Raw genomic sequence first — 15588 nt, forward strand, 5'->3', positions numbered from 1 at the left:
TACGGTGTTTAGCTCAAGTTGCCGCAGAAAATATTCTGGTTCCCGTCGGCCGGGCTTTCCCTCACCACTAGGGCATAGCCACCCGCTCGAAGCGTTTCCACGGCGACCGGCGCGCTCTTCCAGAAATACTGGTGCGACGCCGCTGAATAGAACCGCGCATTCGGACCGTCGTTCATATCGTAGGCCGGTTTCGCACCCAGGCTCGCACAGCTTCCCGGATAGATATAGGCCTGCAAACGGCCCGGTAAAGCGCTGCCCATGCTCTCGCCGCTGACCGCAAACCAGAACACCGTTGCATTACCGTCGGACATCATGATGGGCCGGGCGATGTTCCCGGCATTGATGGAAGTAGCGTTCAGGGGAACGTTGGTGACCTGACGATCAGGCACCGTCGAGCACCCAGAGATCGACCCAACCGCTACCACCAACGCCAGCGAAGATACGATTTTCATCGTGAAACTCCCGCTATGTAAGGACGCGTTGAAGTGATCCCCCTGTTGATTCTAGTTGCCGGGGCAAAGTGGGCATTTCTTCAGATGGCCGGTCAGGTCTGCCGGGGATTACATCGGCGGCGTCACACCATCCTTGCCCGCCGAAATCGACTGCGCCGTCAGCGTGCCGTCGGCGCTCTGGGTCACGAACGTCACGATTTTCACGCCCACCTTGAGCAGGCTGCGATCGCCCGGCATCAGGTTGACGATCGGTACGTCCTCCGGCACCAGGATCTTCTGTTGCCCGCCCTTGTAGTTGACGGTCAGCACCCGGCCGTTACTGACCACCAGATCGCCAACGCTGCCGTTGGTCATGCTGCTGCCCTTGACCAGATCAAAGGGCCGATGGCCGTCGCCGCTGCCGGCCAGTTCCGGTGGAAAGACGTGGACTTCCAGCGCCTTCAGGCTGCCATCCTCTTGAGGAATGGCTGCCGAGCCGATGTAGCTGCCGGGCTTGATGTCCTCGATATTGGCCAAGGTGACGGCGCGGACCTTGGTGTCCTTGGTCAGGTTGATCACCACGTTTTCGCCGCTGTTGGCGTGGACTTTCAGCGCATCGGGGCTGACGCCGGTGATTTCGCCGCGTACGCCGATGCGCATGCCGGGTGCATCCTCAGCCTGGGCCATGCCTGCGGCGAACAGGCTGATCAATGTCACAACCGAAACGCCGTGCAGCAGATGACGGAACATCGCATTCATGGGAGTGCCTTCCTGTGATGAAACGTGAGAACAGAACATAAGCACGCTATCGAACAAGATGTAAGTGAATGTATCATCGGACCCCGATATTCTGACGCAACAATCATCGGCGCACGGCACGCACATTCGTCACTCATTCCGCAATGGAATGACTGCTATCACTCCAATCTCTCTTCCGCCGTTCCGGTCAGGCCATTAGCCTGCGCGCATTCCCTTCTGTACAGCGAGACACGTTATGAACCCAGCGACTCAGGTGCCCCACGGCACCGCGACAATGACCCGAGGCATGGTGCTGCTGTTCGCCTTCTGCTGCGGCGCCATTGTGGCCAATATCTACTACGCGCAACCGATCATCGGCCTGATCGCGCCGGACATCGGACTGACCAACACTATGGCCAGCCTGATCGTTTCGCTGACCCAGATCGGCTATGCGCTGGGCCTGTTTTTCCTGGTACCGTTGGGCGATCTGCTGGAAAACCGCCGGTTGATGATCATCACCACGCTGGTGGCGATTGCCAGCCTGCTGGGCGCGGCGTTCACCGATCAACCGAACGTGTTCTTGCTGATTTCGCTGTTGGTGGGTTTCAGTTCCGTTTCGGTGCAAATCCTGATTCCACTGGCCGCACACCTGGCGCCGGAAGATTCTCGCGGCCGCGTGGTCGGCGGGATCATGGGCGGTTTGTTGCTGGGGATTCTGCTGGCACGGCCGGTTTCCAGCGTGGTTGCAGACCATTTCGGCTGGCGCGCCATGTTTGTGATTGCTGCGGTTTTGATGGCTGCGATCAGCATCGTCCTGGCGGTGACCATCCCCAAGCGCCAACCTGATCACAGTGCGTCCTACGGCCAATTGCTCGGTTCGCTGTGGACGCTGTTGCGCCAACAACCGGTGCTGCGTCAGCGTGCGTTTTATCAAGGTTGCATGTTCGCCACGTTCAGCCTGTTCTGGACCGCGGTGCCGCTGGAGCTGGCGCGCAACCATGGCTTGTCGCAAACCCAGATCGCGATCTTCGCCTTGGTCGGAGCCATCGGCGCCATCGCCGCGCCCATCGCCGGTCGCCTGGCCGATGCCGGTCACACCCGCATCGCGTCATTGCTGGCGCTGCTGTTCGCCAGCCTGAGCTTCCTGCCTGCGTTCATCCATCCGGTCTACAGCGTCATCGGTCTTGCCGTGACCGGTGTGGTCCTCGACTTCTGCGTGCAGATGAACATGGTCCTCGGCCAACGTGCGGTCTACGCCCTCGACGCCAAAAGCCGCAGCCGCCTGAATGCGCTGTACATGACCAGCATCTTCATCGGTGGCGCGTTCGGCTCTTCGGTGGCCAGTGCGGTGTATGAGCACGGCGGCTGGTTGTGGATCGTGATTGTTGGCAGTGCGTTTCCGCTGTTGGCGTTGTTGCGGTTCTTGAGTGTTTCGCAGAAGGCTTCGTTGGCGACGGCTTAGTTTCAAAAGCTTCGCGAGCGGGCTCGCTTCTACAGTGATTTCTATAAGGACCTTCGATGGACCGCCTCGGCGCAATGGAAACCTTCGTCTTCGTCGTGGAAACCGGCTCGTTTTCCGCGGCGGCCCGGCGTCTGAATATCGGCCAGCCCGCCGTGTCGAAAACCATCGCCCAACTCGAATCGCGGCTGGCGGTGCGTTTACTGTTGCGCTCAACCCGTGGCCTGACGCCCACCGAGGCCGGGCTGGCGTTTTTCGAGCGGGCCAAGCGCGCCATCGAAGAAGCCGATGAGGCCGACAACGCGGCGCGTGGCGCCGCCAGCGGGTTGACCGGAAACCTGCGGATCTGCGCCGCCGTAACCTTCGGCCGAATGCATATCGTGCCGCACCTTGGGCCGTTTCTGGAGCAGAATCCGGAGCTGAACATCGACCTGATGCTCGATGATCGCAACGTCAATCTGGTGGAAGTAGGCGTGGACGTTGCCCTGCGCATGGGCACCCTGAGCGACTCCGGCCTCACCGCCCGCAAGATCGCCGAATGCCGGCGCGTGGTACTGGGCACGCCGGCGTACTTCGAAAAATACGGCGAACCTACCTGCCCCACCGATCTGGGCGAGCATCAGACAATCGTCTACACCCTCAGCGGCGGTGCCAACTGGCTGTTCAAGCAGGCTGGTGAAGAACAACCCGTGATCATCAACGGGCGCATCCGCGTCAGCGCCGCCGAAGGTCTGCGTGCAGCCGTGCTGTCCCACCAAGGGTTGACCGTGGCATCCGAATGGATGTTCGCGCCGGAACTGGCCAGCGGCGCGGTCCGGGAAGTCATGAGCGAATGGACTCTGCCGAATCAGGATCTGTGGGCCGTGTTCCCCACCGGCAGAATGGCCAGCGCCAAGGCGCGGGCGTTTGTGGAGTATGTGCGGGGGTTGTTGAATAAATACGTTTGAACAGCCAGGCGTTTCGTTTATTGCGAATTTCGATTAATTCGAATAGCCTGCCGACATCGATTATTCAGAATATTGGAAACCGTCATGTCGACAGTCATTCATCCACCGATCCATTTACCCGCGGAACGCGAGGTGCAGCTTGCCAGTGAGGGGCAACGTGCACTTACAGCCTATCTCTGCACCCAAATCGAAACCCAGCGCATCCAGATTTTCGACGAGCGCAATGAAGCTCACAGCGTCGAACTACCGACCTCGGCACTGCGCCTGTTGGTCGATATCCTCGCTGAGTTAGCAGCGGGCAATGCCGTCAAAGTGGTTCCGGTCCACGCGGAGCTGACCACGCAGGAAGCGGCAGACCTGCTCAACGTCTCACGCCCGCACCTGATCAAACTGCTGGAGTCCGGTGAACTGTCCTACCACAAAACCGGCAAGCACCGACGTGTGCGTTTTGCCGATTTGATGGACTATAAAACCCGGCGCGATGCAGCCAGCGAGCAGGCAATGACGCTTCTCGCCGAGCAGGCACAGGCGTTAAGGACAGGATACGAGTGAGGCACACCTCTTTTACCGCTGTATTTGATGCTTGCGTGCTTTACCCCGCGCCCTTGAGAGATTTTCTGATGTGGCTCGCGCTCTCCGGACGGTTCAGGGCGAGATGGTCATTGGAGATACACAACGAATGGAAACGTAATCTGCTAAAAAACCGTCCAGACCTGACGGCGGAGCAACTCGATCGAACATCTGAGCTGATGGATCTGGCTATACCTGACGCCTGTGTCACCGGTTACGAAGAACTGATCGCAGGACTCGCGCTGCCTGATGCCGACGACCGACATGTACTCGCGGCTGCCATTCGTTGCAACGCGAGCGTTATCGTCACGTTCAACCGCAAGGATTTTCCCTTCACTGCTTTGAAACCTTACGGCATAGAAGCTCAGCACCCTGACGAGTTCGTCAGTGATCTCTTTGATCTGGATTCGGTTGCGGTGATCTCTGCGGCTCAACGGCAACGCAAACAGCTGAAGATGCCACCGATGGATGTCAGCACTTACCTCGACTTGTTGTTTCGCCAAGGTTTGATTCAGTCGGTCAAAGCACTGAACGATTACCGGGCGATGCTATGAGAACAACATCGGTTTCCTTACAACACACACCCATCAAACCCGACACTGACATTGCCCGGCAACTCGCCGCGATGCTCCATCAACCACGCATCGAACGTATGCCCGACATGCGTCAACACCGCCGACGCTGGTTGCAGTTCTTCAATGCATTGCAAAGCCAGGTTCAGGTCGTTGTGATTTCGCGGGGCCTGGGGTTGCGGCGGCATCGAGCAGTCGAGCACCAGCAGGTCCAGCGGTTGACGTTGCAGAAACGCCGTGGTGTCCGATGGCAGACCGACGGTGTCGGTCAGGTAGGCGATACGCCGACCTTCGCCTTCCAGCAGGTAGCCGAGGGTCGGTTTGGAATGCAGTAACGGCAGCGCGGTGACTTTCAGCGTGCCGAAAGAACGGGTTTCGAAAGCCTCGAACGGCTGGCTGAAATCAAGAATGCCGGGATGTTTGTAGAGGTCGGCCAAGCCTTCCGGGTCGACCGGACCGTGCACCGGGATCACAAGGCCCTGGCCCCAGCGCAAATGCAACAAACCCTGGGCGTGGTCGGCGTGGTAGTGGGTCTGGAAAATGCCGTTGAAGCTGCGCGACGGGAAGCGTTCGCACAGGTCGGGCAAGCCGCTGTCGATCAACCAGCGCTGATCGCCGCATTCGATCAGCGCGCTACAGGGCAGACGCTGCAAGCGCTCATCGTAGCGTGCAGCATCGCAGGCGACACATTCGCAGCCGTAGACCGGGACTTGCCGGGCATCACCGGTGCCCAGCAACGTCAGTCGCATGGCGCTTGCTCGTCAATGCACGCCAGCAAGCGTTCGACCGTGCTCTCCAGCGGCCCGGAGTTGTCGAGCAGGTGCAGCGCCGGGTCGTTGTCGGCCAGCAAGCGTTCAGTGAAGCGGGCATTGCGCGCCAGCCGCTGATCGATCTCGATCAGCGATTCACGCCCACGCGCCAGCAGACGCTGGCGCAATACCGCTTGATCCACCGTCAGCAGCAACACCAACACGTTCGGATAGCGCAGGCGGGTGTTCTGCAAATGCCCCCGCGAGCCGTTGACCAACACGTCCTGTCCGGCGGCCAGCCAATCATCGATTTCCTGCGGGATGCCATAGGACAACCCATTGGCGTGCCAGCTCAGGGCAAACGCGCCCTGAGCCTCCATGTCGGCGAACTGCTGCGCACTAACGCCCAGTGCCGCCTCGCCCACCGCTTCCGCCGAGCGGGTGATGACCCGCCGCACGATGCGGCAGCCGCGTCCGGCCAACCGCTCTCGCGCTGCATCGAGCAGGCTGTCCTTGCCCGAACCCGAAGGCCCGATGAGATAGATCAACCTGCCTGCCATCAAAACACCCTCTTCGCTTGTCGCCATACTTGCTGGACCACCGGCAAGCCGTCCTGACTGCGCGCTTGTATAAGATCGGCGCGCAAGCCCGGGGCAATCTCGCCGCGATCATTGAGACCTGCGGCCCGGGCCGGGTTCAGGCTGACCATGCGCACCGCTTCGGCCAAGCCGATCCGCTCGCTCTGCGCCGCCAGGGCGAACGCCGATTGCAGCAGGCTCGCCGGGTAGTAGTCGCTGGACAGGATATCCAGCAAGCCTTCGGCGGCCAGATCTGCGGCGGCCACGTTACCCGAGTGCGAACCGCCGCGCACAATGTTCGGTGCGCCCATCAAGACCTTCATGTCGTTTTCCTGACACCCACGCGCCGCTTCGACGGTGGTCGGGAACTCGGCGATGGTCATGCCAAAACGCGCCGACTCCTCGACGTGGGCCAGGGTTGCGTCATCATGACTGGCCACCGACAGGCCAAGGGCCAGACAGTGCTCGACGATTGCCGCACGGTAACGGTCGCTGTAGGTACGCGAGTTGGCCATCTGCAACGTGATGAATTCATCCATCTGCGTGGTGGTCAGGTGGTACTTGCCCATGTAGTACTCACGGTACTTGGATTCCAGCACGAACTGGCGCTGACCCGGCGAGTGGTCCATCACCGACACCAGTTGCACCAGCGGGTTTTCCACCAGATCGCGAAACACGGTCAGGGTATCCGGGTGGCACAGCTCGCAGCGCAGGTGCAGGCGGTGTTCGGCGCGGGTCAGACCGGCGTCGGACGCCTTGGAAATCGCCTCCAGCATCGCCGGCAGTTTCTGCATGCGATTGCCTTTGGGATTCACGTCGCCGATGGACACCGCGTCGAACACCGTCGTGATGCCGGCCGCAATGATCTGCGCATCATGGCTGAGCACCGCCGGCACCGACGGCCAATCGACGCCGGGACGCGGGGTCATGTGGCGTTCCAGGTTGTCGGTGTGCAACTCCACCAGACCCGGCAGCAGGTAATCACCATTGAGATCCAGCGCCTGGGGCAAGCGGCTCGGGCCTTCGGCGACCTCGGCGATCAACCCGTCGCGCAGCACCACGGTGCCGTAGAACACGCGGTCAGCGGTGACCAGTTGGGCATTGCTGAGGATCTGTTCAACGGACATCGGCGTATTCCTTTTCGGTCACAGCGGCGGGCGTCATGTCGAGATGGCGGTCGGCAACGGCTTCGCGGGCGACACGGTCGTGGAAGATACCGATCAGCGCGGCACCGGCGACTTTTGCTTCATTCATCAGTTCCAGCACCACCTGACGATTGTTGTCGTCGAGGGAGGCTGTCGGTTCGTCGAGCAACATCACCGGCCACACGACCATGAAGCCGCGGGCGATGTTGACCCGTTGTTGCTCGCCACCAGAGAAGGTGCCGGGCGCCAGTTGCCACAGGCGTTGCGGAATATTGAGGCGAGTGAGCAGCAACTCGGCACGCGATTGCGCCAGGTGTTTCGACCAGCCACGGGCCAGCGCTGGCTCCATCACCACGTCCAGGCAAGCCACACGAGGGATCACCCGCAGGAACTGGCTGACATAGCCGAGCGTGCGCTGACGCACTTGCAGTATGTCCCGGGGTTCGGCGCCCACCAGCTCCAGCCATTGGCCGTCATGCTGCACACGGATGCTGCCGCCCGCCGGCAGATAGTTGCCATACAGGGTGCGCAGCAAGGTGCTTTTGCCGGCGCCGGACTGGCCGTGCAGCACCAGGCATTCGCCGCCCGCCACACTGAAATCCACCCCGCGCAGCACGTTGAGGACCACGCCGTTCTGCTGATGCAGGGTGAAGGTTTTCGAGAGGTCACGGACCTCGATCAAGGTATTCATCGCTCGGTTTCCACAGTTGGACGGGGCTTCACGGCTGCAACACCGAAGACACCAGCAGTTGCGAATAAGGGTGCTGCGGATCGTCGAGGATCTGGTCGGTCAACCCGGTTTCCACCACCCGCGAACGGCGCATCACCATCAAGCGGTCGGCCAGCAGACGCGCCACCGCCAGGTCGTGGGTGACGATCACCACCGCCAGGTCCAGCTCCCGCACCAGGCCGCGCAACAGGTCGAGCAAGCGCGCCTGCACCGACACATCGAGGCCACCGGTGGGTTCGTCCATGAACACCAGACGCGGGCTCGACACCAGGTTGCGGGCGATTTGCAGGCGCTGCTGCATGCCGCCGGAAAAGGTCCGAGGCAAATCGTCGATACGCTGCGGGTCGATTTCCACCTGGCTCAACCAGTCGAGCCCGGCCCCGCGCAACTGCTGATAGTTGCGCACGCCCTGGGCCATAAGGCGCTCGCCGATGTTGGCGCCAGCCGACACGCCCATGCGCAAACCGTCGCGCGGGTTCTGTTCGACGAAGCCCCATTCGGTGCGCAGCAATGTGCGGCGTTCGGCTTCGCTGGCGCTGTACAGGTCCAGCCATTGGCTTTGTTTGTCGCGGTAGCCGATGCGGCCGCTCTGCGGTGGCAGGCGTCCGCTGAGCAGTGAAAGCAAGGTCGATTTACCCGACCCGGACTCGCCGACAATCCCCAATACTTCACCGGGGTACAAATCGAAGCTGACGTCCTGACAGCCCTTTTCCGGACCGTACAACAGCGACAAATCACGCACTTGCAGCAAGGGTTCGGTGGACACGGACAGATCGTTTTTCAGCGCCTGGTTCATTGGCCCTGCTCCTGCTGGCTGACGCGCTGGGCGCAGTAATAAGTGTCGGAACAGACGAAGCTCTGGGTGCCGGCGTCGTCGAGGATCAGCTCGTCGAGGAACGATTCACGACTGCCGCAGATGGCGCAGCACTCTTCCCATTTCTGCGCTTCGAACGGGTGATCCTCGAAGTCGAGACTGGTGACTCGGGTAAACGGCGGCACCGCGTACAGCCGCTTCTCACGACCGGCACCGAACAGCATCAGCGCCGGGCTCATGTCGAGTTTCGGGTTGTCGAATTTCGGGATCGGCGACGGGTCCATCACGTAGCGCTCGTCGACCATCACCGGGTAGGCATAGGCCGTGGCGATGTGGCCGAAGGTGGCGATGTCTTCGTAGAGTTTGACGTGCATGACCCCGTAATCATTGAGAGCATGCATGGTCCGCGTCTCGACTTCCGACGGTTCGATAAAGCGCAGCGGCTCGGGAATCGGCACTTGATAGACCATGATCTGGTCGGCGTGCAGCGGTGTTTCCGGGATGCGGTGACGGGTCTGGATTACCGTTGCGTCCGGCGTACTTTCCGTTGTCTCGACGCCAGCGGTGCGGGCGAAGAAGCGGCGGATGGATACGGCGTTGGTGGTGTCGTCCGCCCCTTGGTCGATGACTTTGAGCACGTCATCGTCGCCCAAAATCGCGGCGGTCAATTGCATGCCACCAGTGCCCCAACCGTAAGGCAGCGGCATCTCGCGACCACCAAACGGCACCTGGTAACCGGGGATCGCCACAGCCTTGAGCAAGGCGCGGCGGATCATGCGTTTGGTCTGTTCATCGAGGTAGGCGAAGTTGTACGCCGCGTCGCGGACCGGCGCTTGAGTCAGGTCATTCATGGTTGCTGCCCTCGGCAGGCTTGCGCAGTTTGCGGATCAGTTCCAGTTCGGCCTGGAAGTCCACGTAGTGAGGTAATTTGAGGTGCGAGACAAAACCGGAGGCTTCGACGTTGTCGCAGTGCATCAGCACGAATTCTTCCTGCTGCGCCGGGGACACGATCTCTTCGTTGTACTCGTCGGCGCGTAATGCACGGTCAACCAGCGCCATGCCCATGGCCTTGCGCTCGGCATGCCCGAAGGCCAGGCCGTAGCCGCGAGTGAACTGCGCCAGCTCCGTGGCCGAGCCGACGAACTGGTTGACCATCTCGCACTCGGTGACTTCGATGCTGCCCAGGTTGATCGGGAAACCCAGCTCTTCGGGCTCGATCCACACCTCGACTTCGCCGATGCGAATTTCCCCGGCGAACGGGTGATTGCGGCCGTAACCGCGTTGGGTCGAGTAACCCAGCGCCAACAGGAAACCTTCGTCGCCACGGGCCAGGGCTTGCAGGCGCTGGGCACGATTGGCCGGCAATTCCAGCGGATCGCGGGTGATGTCCGCCACCGCTTCGCCGTTGTCGGATTCGTTCTTGATCAAGCCTTCCTTGGCCAGCAAACCGAGGACGCGGGGGCACGGTTCAAGACTGGCATTCGGGGTGGTTTGCGGCCCCGGGTATTCACCTTCGGCGAGCAGCGCGAAGTCGAGCAGACGATGGGTGTAATCGAAGGTCGGCCCCAGCAGTTGCCCGCCGGGCACATCCTTGAAGGTCGCGGACAAGCGTCGGCTGAGCTGCATGTTCTGCGTGTCGATCGGCAGGCTCGGGCTGAAGCGCGGCAACGTGGTGCGGTAGGCACGCAGCAGGAAAATCGCTTCGACCAGATCCCCCGCCGCCTGCTTGATTGCCAGTGCAGCAAGCTCTTCGTCGTACAGCGAGCCTTCGCTCATCACACGCGCCACGGCCAACGGCAATTGCTGACGGATCTGTTCGACGCTCAGCTCGGTGACCGAGGTATCGCCCCGGCGTTTTTTCGCCAGTAGACGGTGGGCATTGTCGATGGCCTGTTCGCCACCCTTGACGGCTACGTACATCAGGCACGCTCCTCTGCGATACGGGTGCTGCGCGGCAAGCCGATCAGGTCATGGCCGGCAGCGAAAAACAGGTCCAGGCCGCGGGGAAATTCGATGCGGCGTTCACGCTCTCGCCAGAAGCCATCGGCCACCGGCAGCGCCACGTCGTGTGCGCTTTCGATCCCCGGCCCGCGCCACTTCAGCCCTGCCCCGCCGTCGAGGCTTGGCAGTTGAACCAGCAAGGTGCAGGACTGATCCGGGTAGCGATCGTTGCCATGATCGAAGCCGCTCAGGTCGAGCAGATCGTCGGCCGCAAGCAAGGCAAACCGCGCGTCTTCACGCTTGGCGGTCAACGGGCAACCACAGTGGAACGCCAGGTTGGCGCGGATCAGCGGCGTGTCGAAGGACGGCGCCAGCCACAGCGGCGTGTCGACATCCAGCAGTGCCAGGCACAGTGCATAGGTCGCCGGTTCCAATCCTTCAAGGCTCGGAGTCGGTTGCAATGTCTGAATCAGACCGGGACCGGCCAAGGCTTTCATTGCCGCGCGAAAACCGCGCTGGGCATCCAGCACCGGGTCGGCGAACGCCGGTTGCAACAACTGTGCGCTCATCAGTTTTCTCCTCGCACGAGGGTGAAGAATTCGACTTTGGTGGCGGCGGTTTCCGCCTCTTTCTGCGCCCGGCGTTCCGCCTGGGCAGTCGCCAGTGGCGTGATCATTTCCGCCAGCCAGTGACGCTGTTGCGCGCCTTGCAAATGCGCGTCGGCCAGGGCCGCGAGTTCGGCGTGGACCTTGTCGCGGCCCGCCAGGTAGCTGTAGCCGGTGCGGCCATCGGCCAGGCGCACCACGCAGCGGGTCACGCTCATTTCGCCGACGTTGAACGGCGCACCGTTGCCGCCCATGCGACCGCGAACCAGGGTCATGCCGATTTCCGGGGCGCGGATCAATTGGTATTCGATGTCGCGCAGTGCGTCTTCGAAGGGCTGCAATTCACTGCGACGAGCGCGGGCCAGCACGCCGATCCAGTGCTGGCGTTCGGTGTGAGGAACAGGGTTTTGCATGGCGTTCTCCATCAGGTAACGACCTGGTACTGGAAGCGATCCGAACGGCTGGTGGACTGGGCCAGCTCCACCGCACGGCCGTCGCGATCGCGGGAAAGGGTGAACACACTCAGCGCCGGCAAATGCCGGGGCATCATCAAAAGCGCGGCTTCTTCGCGGTTGGGCAGTCGGGCGCCGATCAGGCTTTGGGTACGGGTCAGAGGCATATCCCGTTCGCTGAGGTACTGGCGCAACGAACCACCGGTGTAGTCCGCCAGCAGCGGCGCGTGGCTGGCGCAGTAGCGATGACGGATCAGGCTGACCGGCTGGCCGTCGAGCTTGCGCAAAGTCTGCAATTCGATCATCGGCGCCATCTCGGCAATGCCCAGATGCTGCGCCTCTTCACGGCTGGCAAAGCAGTAGCGACGCTTGAGCAACACCGCCTCGACGCCATGCCCTTGGGCTGAAAGCGACTGGCTGTAGGCACTGTCGGCGGCCATCGGATAGATCAACGGGCGCTCCAGCACTTGCGTGCCTTTGCCCTGGCGGCGCAACAGGCTGCCCTCGAACACCAGCTCATCGATGGCACGACGCAAGGTGTGGCGGTTGACGCCGAAGCGTTCGGCCAACTGCACCTCGGCCGGCAGGAAGTCTCCGGCGCGGTAGTCACCCAGTTCACGACGCAGGATGTCGGCGAGTTCGCGGTACACCGGCTCATCTTGTCTAGACAACTGCATGCTTTAAAAAAAGCGCCCGCAGGCACCCCTCCGAAAATCAGATGAACTGCTTGCGCAGGCGTTGCGAGAGGATGTCGATCAGGCTGACGACAACGATGATCACCAGCAAAACAGCGCAGGTTTGAACGAACTGAAAGGCGCGGATGTTTTCCCACAGGATCACCCCGATCCCGCCCGCACCGACCATCCCCACCACCGTCGCCGAGCGCACGTTGGCTTCGAAACGGTAGAGCGCATACGAAACCCACAGCGGCATCACTTGCGGGATCACGCCGTAGATCACCTCTTGCAGGGCACTGGCGCCGGTAGCGCGAACGCCTTCGACAGGGCCTGGATCAATCGCTTCCACGGCTTCAGCGAAGAGCTTGGCGAGTACACCCGTTGTGCTGATCCACAACGCCAGGACACCGGCAAACGGCCCCAGGCCGACGGCCACCACGAACAACATCGCGAAGACCATTTCGTTGATCGAACGGAAGGCATCCATCACCCGGCGCAGCGGCTGGTGAATCCACCAAGGCGTGATGTTTTCCGAGCAGAGAATGCCCAGCGGCACCGAGCAGACAATCGCCAGCACCGTGCCCCACAAGGCGATTTGTACGGTGACGATCATTTCCTTGAGGTACGAGCGCCATTCATGGAAGTCCGGGGGAAAGAAATCCGCGGCGAATGTCGCCATGTTTCCCGAGTCGCGGTACAGCGCCATCGGATTCATTTCGGCGCCGTGCCAGGCCCAGGCCAGCAGGACCAGAAACAGGCCCCAACCGGCGTATTGCGGCCAGGTACGCTTGCCGACAGCTTCAGCGTGGAGAGTGGTCATGAGGGTTCTCTGAAAAGCGTTTTAAGAGGCGTGACACATCGGTAATGCCTGATGCAAAAACCTGTGGGAGCGAGCTTGCTCGCGATGGCGGTGAATCAGTCGACATCCATGTCGAATGTGCCGACGTCATCGCGAGCAAGCTCGCTCCCACATTTACCGCGCCATGGATCAACCGGCGCTGGCGGTCTTTTTCTCGCTCTTCTCGAGCAAGGTGATGCGCTCTTGCAGCTTGGCCAGCTCGGCGTCGATGTCGGCCAGTTTCTTGGCCTTGTCGGCGGCTTCGAGCTTGGTATCGGCGCTGATGGTGGTGCGCTGCTTGAACAATTCCAGCTGACGGATCGGCAGCAACTGGTCGTCGCTGGACTTCAGGAACTTGCCCAACTGCATGCCCGCGAGCACCGCTTTCTCGGAATCGGTGTCGCCGTAGCTGAAGATGAAATCGCGGATCTTGGTTTTCTCGCTGTCACTCAGCGCCTTGCTCCACACCAACGGGTCGGCCGGGATCAACGGCGACTTCCAGATCACTTTCAGCAGCGCGGCTTTATCAGGCTGGGTGACTTCCAGGCGATCCCAGCTTTCGGTGTTGAAGGTCGCCACATCCAGTTGCCCCTTGGCCACGCTCAAGGCGTTGACTTCATGGCTGGAGTTGAGCGTGCGCTTGAACGCAGTGGCGGCATCGACGTGGTTCTTGGCGAACACGTAATAGCCCGGCACCAGATAGCCCGAAGTGGAGTTCGGATCACCATTACCGAAGGTCAGGTTCTTGGCGTTTTTCAGCATGTCGTCAACAGAGTTGATCGGGCTGTCCTTGCGCACGATCAGCACGCTCCAGTAACCGGCAGCGCCACTGGCGGCAGCGGTCTGGGCGAAGATTTCACCGTTGGAACGGTCCACGGCTTCGATGGCAGCCTTGTTGCCCAACCAGGCGACGTCGACCTTGTTGAAGCGCATGCCCTGGATCAGGCCGGCATAGTCCGAGGCGAACGTGGCGTTGATCTTCAGGCCGGTTTGCTTCTGCATGTCGTCGAGAAATGGCTGCCAGATGCTCTTGAGGTTTTGCGAGGATTCGGTGGACATGATGCCGAAGTTGATGGCTTTTTCTTCAGCCTGGGCTGTGCCCATCACACAGCTGGCGAGCAGTGCTGCACCAGCAAAAACACGACCGATACGGTTCAACATGGAAAGGTTTCCTGAGGGTGAACGGTTGGGAAATTCGGGAGTTGTCACGCGCGCGCCATCACGAGCCGGGGCACGGCTTCGACTGGGCGAAGCTGGTCGGAACACATCAGGCTGGTGTCGATGTCGGCACCATACAAATCGTTGAGGAACTGCCCGCTCAGCTCGGCGGCGCGACCATCGAAATGAATCCGCCCGCCCTTGAGCGCAACGGCGCGCGGGCAATAGCGGGTGGCGTAGTCGACTTGATGCAGCGTCACGACCACGGTCTTGCCGTCGCGGCGGTTGATGTCGGCGAGGATTTCCATGACCTTGCGCGCCGACTCGGGGTCGAGCGAGGCGATCGGCTCATCCGCCAGAATCACCTCGGCACGCTGGGTCAGCGCGCGGGCAATCGCCACGCGCTGCTGCTGACCGCCGGACAGGGTCGAGGCCCGTTGCGCCGCCAGATCGGCGAGGCCGACGCGGTCCAGGGATTCCAGGGCGAATTGTTTTTCTTCGGCGTTGAACAGACACAAATTGCCACGCCAGCGCGGCATGCGACCCAGGCAACCGAGCAGCACGTTGTCGAGCACGCTCAGGCGATTGACCAGGTTGAACTGCTGGAAGATGTAGCCGATGTCGGCCCGCAGGCGGCGCACCTTGCCATTGAGCCGTCCGCTCGCCTGCACTTCCCGCCCCAGCACCTTGACGCTGCCGCCGTTGTTTTTATCGCAACAGGCCAGGCCCGCTAGGTGGCGCAGCAAGGTGGATTTACCGGAGCCGGACGCGCCGATCAGCGCGACCATCTCACCGGCCGCGATGGTCAGTTCGAGGTCGACCAGTGCGGTTTTACGCGCAAAGGTCTTGTTCAGATGATCGACATGGATAGCTGCGTTCATGGGCTTCTCTGTCTGGTTGAACAGCCGTCCGTGGCTGTATTGGAGTTCAACCGACTTTAGGCACCGGGCATGTCAGCCCTATGACTTGCACAAGTCGCTGGTGTAACTATTTGATGAAGGTTTTGTGAAAGGTTGAGCTGTTTGGGCGGTGGGGGAGCTGTGGGAGACAGCCTGCTGGCGATGGCTTTGTGTCAGGCTCTGTAGTTTTTGAGGGTGTACATATCCATTTCTGCGGTAATGGCCGCTGACGGTTTCGCTCTTACAGCGAGTCCCTTTTTCAAACGCCAAAAAGGAACCAAAAGG

General features: G+C 61.2%; 18 protein-coding genes and 1 pseudogene. 4 read left to right on the forward strand and 15 right to left on the reverse strand.

Annotated features, from left to right (window positions below):
• Positions 1 to 8: 8 nt before the first annotated feature.
• The gene (locus ACW9JC_RS22160) at positions 9 to 452 is read right to left on the reverse strand and encodes a hypothetical protein (RefSeq protein ID WP_338582341.1); all 444 of its coding nucleotides are present in this window, start codon (positions 450 to 452) and stop codon (positions 9 to 11) included.
• Positions 453 to 560: 108 nt separating this feature from the next.
• Complete coding sequence (locus ACW9JC_RS22165; RefSeq protein ID WP_457457580.1) at positions 561 to 1190, reverse strand: hypothetical protein; 630 nt, start codon at positions 1188 to 1190, stop codon at positions 561 to 563.
• A gap of 235 nt (positions 1191 to 1425) precedes the next feature.
• Here ACW9JC_RS22165 and ACW9JC_RS22170 point away from each other — a divergent pair, with 235 nt between their 5' ends.
• The 4 genes from ACW9JC_RS22170 (at position 1426) to ACW9JC_RS22185 (ending at position 4699) form a co-directional block, all read left to right on the forward strand.
• Positions 1426 to 2631: an MFS transporter gene (locus ACW9JC_RS22170; RefSeq protein ID WP_457457582.1), complete on the forward strand. Its 1206-nt coding sequence runs from the start codon at positions 1426 to 1428 to the stop codon at positions 2629 to 2631.
• Positions 2632 to 2687: 56 nt separating this feature from the next.
• On the forward strand, positions 2688 to 3575 hold the full coding sequence (locus ACW9JC_RS22175) for a LysR family transcriptional regulator (protein WP_457457584.1): 888 nt from the start codon (positions 2688 to 2690) through the stop codon (positions 3573 to 3575).
• 84 nt (positions 3576 to 3659) lie between these two features.
• Positions 3660 to 4127 carry a helix-turn-helix domain-containing protein gene (locus ACW9JC_RS22180; protein ID WP_338582345.1) on the forward strand — a complete coding sequence of 156 codons (468 nt, stop codon included), beginning with the start codon at positions 3660 to 3662 and terminating at the stop codon, positions 4125 to 4127.
• Positions 4124 to 4699, forward strand: coding sequence for a PIN domain-containing protein (locus ACW9JC_RS22185; RefSeq protein ID WP_457457586.1), 576 nt, complete (start codon positions 4124 to 4126; stop codon positions 4697 to 4699). The genes ACW9JC_RS22180 and ACW9JC_RS22185 overlap by 4 nt, the downstream gene beginning before the upstream one ends.
• A 17-nt stretch (positions 4700 to 4716) precedes the next feature.
• On the opposite strand, the gene phnP is transcribed toward ACW9JC_RS22185, so the two are convergent.
• The 13 genes and pseudogenes from phnP to phnC form a co-directional block, all read right to left on the reverse strand.
• Positions 4717 to 5466: a phosphonate metabolism protein PhnP gene (gene phnP / locus ACW9JC_RS22190; RefSeq protein WP_457457588.1), complete on the reverse strand. Its 750-nt coding sequence runs from the start codon at positions 5464 to 5466 to the stop codon at positions 4717 to 4719.
• Positions 5457 to 6026, reverse strand: a complete 570-nt coding sequence (gene phnN / locus ACW9JC_RS22195; protein ID WP_457457590.1) for a phosphonate metabolism protein/1,5-bisphosphokinase (PRPP-forming) PhnN — start codon at positions 6024 to 6026, stop codon at positions 5457 to 5459. Before phnN ends, phnP begins: the two co-directional genes overlap by 10 nt.
• A complete protein-coding gene (locus ACW9JC_RS22200) occupies positions 6026 to 7171 on the reverse strand; it encodes an alpha-D-ribose 1-methylphosphonate 5-triphosphate diphosphatase (RefSeq protein ID WP_457457592.1) in 1146 nt (381 codons plus the stop codon). Before ACW9JC_RS22200 ends, phnN begins: the two co-directional genes overlap by 1 nt.
• Complete coding sequence (gene phnL, locus ACW9JC_RS22205; protein ID WP_457457594.1) at positions 7161 to 7880, reverse strand: phosphonate C-P lyase system protein PhnL; 720 nt, start codon at positions 7878 to 7880, stop codon at positions 7161 to 7163. Before phnL ends, ACW9JC_RS22200 begins: the two co-directional genes overlap by 11 nt.
• A 28-nt stretch (positions 7881 to 7908) precedes the next feature.
• The gene (gene phnK, locus ACW9JC_RS22210) at positions 7909 to 8715 is read right to left on the reverse strand and encodes a phosphonate C-P lyase system protein PhnK (RefSeq protein ID WP_457457596.1); all 807 of its coding nucleotides are present in this window, start codon (positions 8713 to 8715) and stop codon (positions 7909 to 7911) included.
• Positions 8712 to 9576 (reverse strand): annotated as a pseudogene (locus ACW9JC_RS22215) (alpha-D-ribose 1-methylphosphonate 5-phosphate C-P-lyase PhnJ); the annotation flags it as partial. The pseudogene ACW9JC_RS22215 and the gene phnK, both read right to left, overlap by 4 nt.
• Complete coding sequence (locus ACW9JC_RS22220) at positions 9577 to 10653, reverse strand: carbon-phosphorus lyase complex subunit PhnI (protein ID WP_338582352.1); 1077 nt, start codon at positions 10651 to 10653, stop codon at positions 9577 to 9579.
• Entirely contained in the window at positions 10653 to 11243 is a 591-nt protein-coding gene (phnH, locus tag ACW9JC_RS22225; protein ID WP_457457598.1) for a phosphonate C-P lyase system protein PhnH, read from the reverse strand. Before phnH ends, ACW9JC_RS22220 begins: the two co-directional genes overlap by 1 nt.
• On the reverse strand, positions 11243 to 11692 hold the full coding sequence (gene phnG / locus ACW9JC_RS22230; RefSeq protein WP_457457600.1) for a phosphonate C-P lyase system protein PhnG: 450 nt from the start codon (positions 11690 to 11692) through the stop codon (positions 11243 to 11245). Before phnG ends, phnH begins: the two co-directional genes overlap by 1 nt.
• An 11-nt stretch (positions 11693 to 11703) precedes the next feature.
• Entirely contained in the window at positions 11704 to 12408 is a 705-nt protein-coding gene (gene phnF, locus ACW9JC_RS22235; RefSeq protein ID WP_338582355.1) for a phosphonate metabolism transcriptional regulator PhnF, read from the reverse strand.
• A 37-nt stretch (positions 12409 to 12445) separates the two neighbouring features.
• Complete coding sequence (gene phnE, locus ACW9JC_RS22240) at positions 12446 to 13228, reverse strand: phosphonate ABC transporter, permease protein PhnE (protein WP_212626853.1); 783 nt, start codon at positions 13226 to 13228, stop codon at positions 12446 to 12448.
• Positions 13229 to 13396: 168 nt separating this feature from the next.
• On the reverse strand, positions 13397 to 14407 hold the full coding sequence (phnD, locus tag ACW9JC_RS22245; protein WP_457457603.1) for a phosphonate ABC transporter substrate-binding protein: 1011 nt from the start codon (positions 14405 to 14407) through the stop codon (positions 13397 to 13399).
• Between the two features lie 44 nt (positions 14408 to 14451).
• Positions 14452 to 15285, reverse strand: a complete 834-nt coding sequence (phnC, locus tag ACW9JC_RS22250) for a phosphonate ABC transporter ATP-binding protein (RefSeq protein WP_338582357.1) — start codon at positions 15283 to 15285, stop codon at positions 14452 to 14454.
• Positions 15286 to 15588: the final 303 nt, after the last annotated feature.

It is taken from the genome of Pseudomonas sp. SDO5591_S426 (genome assembly GCF_054070755.1).

Bases quoted from the DNA above. Each gene is read 5' to 3' on its own strand.
- ACW9JC_RS22160 (WP_338582341.1), bottom strand. From the start codon at position 452: ATGAAAATCGTATCTTCGCTGGCGTTGGTGGTAGCGGTTGGGTCGATC.
- ACW9JC_RS22165 (WP_457457580.1), bottom strand. From the start codon at position 1,190: ATGAATGCGATGTTCCGTCATCTGCTGCACGGCGTTTCGGTTGTGACA.
- ACW9JC_RS22170 (WP_457457582.1), top strand. From the start codon at position 1,426: ATGAACCCAGCGACTCAGGTGCCCCACGGCACCGCGACAATGACCCGA.
- ACW9JC_RS22175 (WP_457457584.1), top strand. From the start codon at position 2,688: ATGGACCGCCTCGGCGCAATGGAAACCTTCGTCTTCGTCGTGGAAACC.
- ACW9JC_RS22180 (WP_338582345.1), top strand. From the start codon at position 3,660: ATGTCGACAGTCATTCATCCACCGATCCATTTACCCGCGGAACGCGAG.
- phnP (WP_457457588.1), bottom strand. From the start codon at position 5,466: ATGCGACTGACGTTGCTGGGCACCGGTGATGCCCGGCAAGTCCCGGTC.
- phnN (WP_457457590.1), bottom strand. From the start codon at position 6,026: ATGGCAGGCAGGTTGATCTATCTCATCGGGCCTTCGGGTTCGGGCAAG.
- ACW9JC_RS22200 (WP_457457592.1), bottom strand. From the start codon at position 7,171: ATGTCCGTTGAACAGATCCTCAGCAATGCCCAACTGGTCACCGCTGAC.
- phnL (WP_457457594.1), bottom strand. From the start codon at position 7,880: ATGAATACCTTGATCGAGGTCCGTGACCTCTCGAAAACCTTCACCCTG.
- phnK (WP_457457596.1), bottom strand. From the start codon at position 8,715: ATGAACCAGGCGCTGAAAAACGATCTGTCCGTGTCCACCGAACCCTTG.
- ACW9JC_RS22220 (WP_338582352.1), bottom strand. From the start codon at position 10,653: ATGTACGTAGCCGTCAAGGGTGGCGAACAGGCCATCGACAATGCCCAC.
- phnH (WP_457457598.1), bottom strand. From the start codon at position 11,243: ATGAGCGCACAGTTGTTGCAACCGGCGTTCGCCGACCCGGTGCTGGAT.
- phnG (WP_457457600.1), bottom strand. From the start codon at position 11,692: ATGCAAAACCCTGTTCCTCACACCGAACGCCAGCACTGGATCGGCGTG.
- phnF (WP_338582355.1), bottom strand. From the start codon at position 12,408: ATGCAGTTGTCTAGACAAGATGAGCCGGTGTACCGCGAACTCGCCGAC.
- phnE (WP_212626853.1), bottom strand. From the start codon at position 13,228: ATGACCACTCTCCACGCTGAAGCTGTCGGCAAGCGTACCTGGCCGCAA.
- phnD (WP_457457603.1), bottom strand. From the start codon at position 14,407: ATGTTGAACCGTATCGGTCGTGTTTTTGCTGGTGCAGCACTGCTCGCC.
- phnC (WP_338582357.1), bottom strand. From the start codon at position 15,285: ATGAACGCAGCTATCCATGTCGATCATCTGAACAAGACCTTTGCGCGT.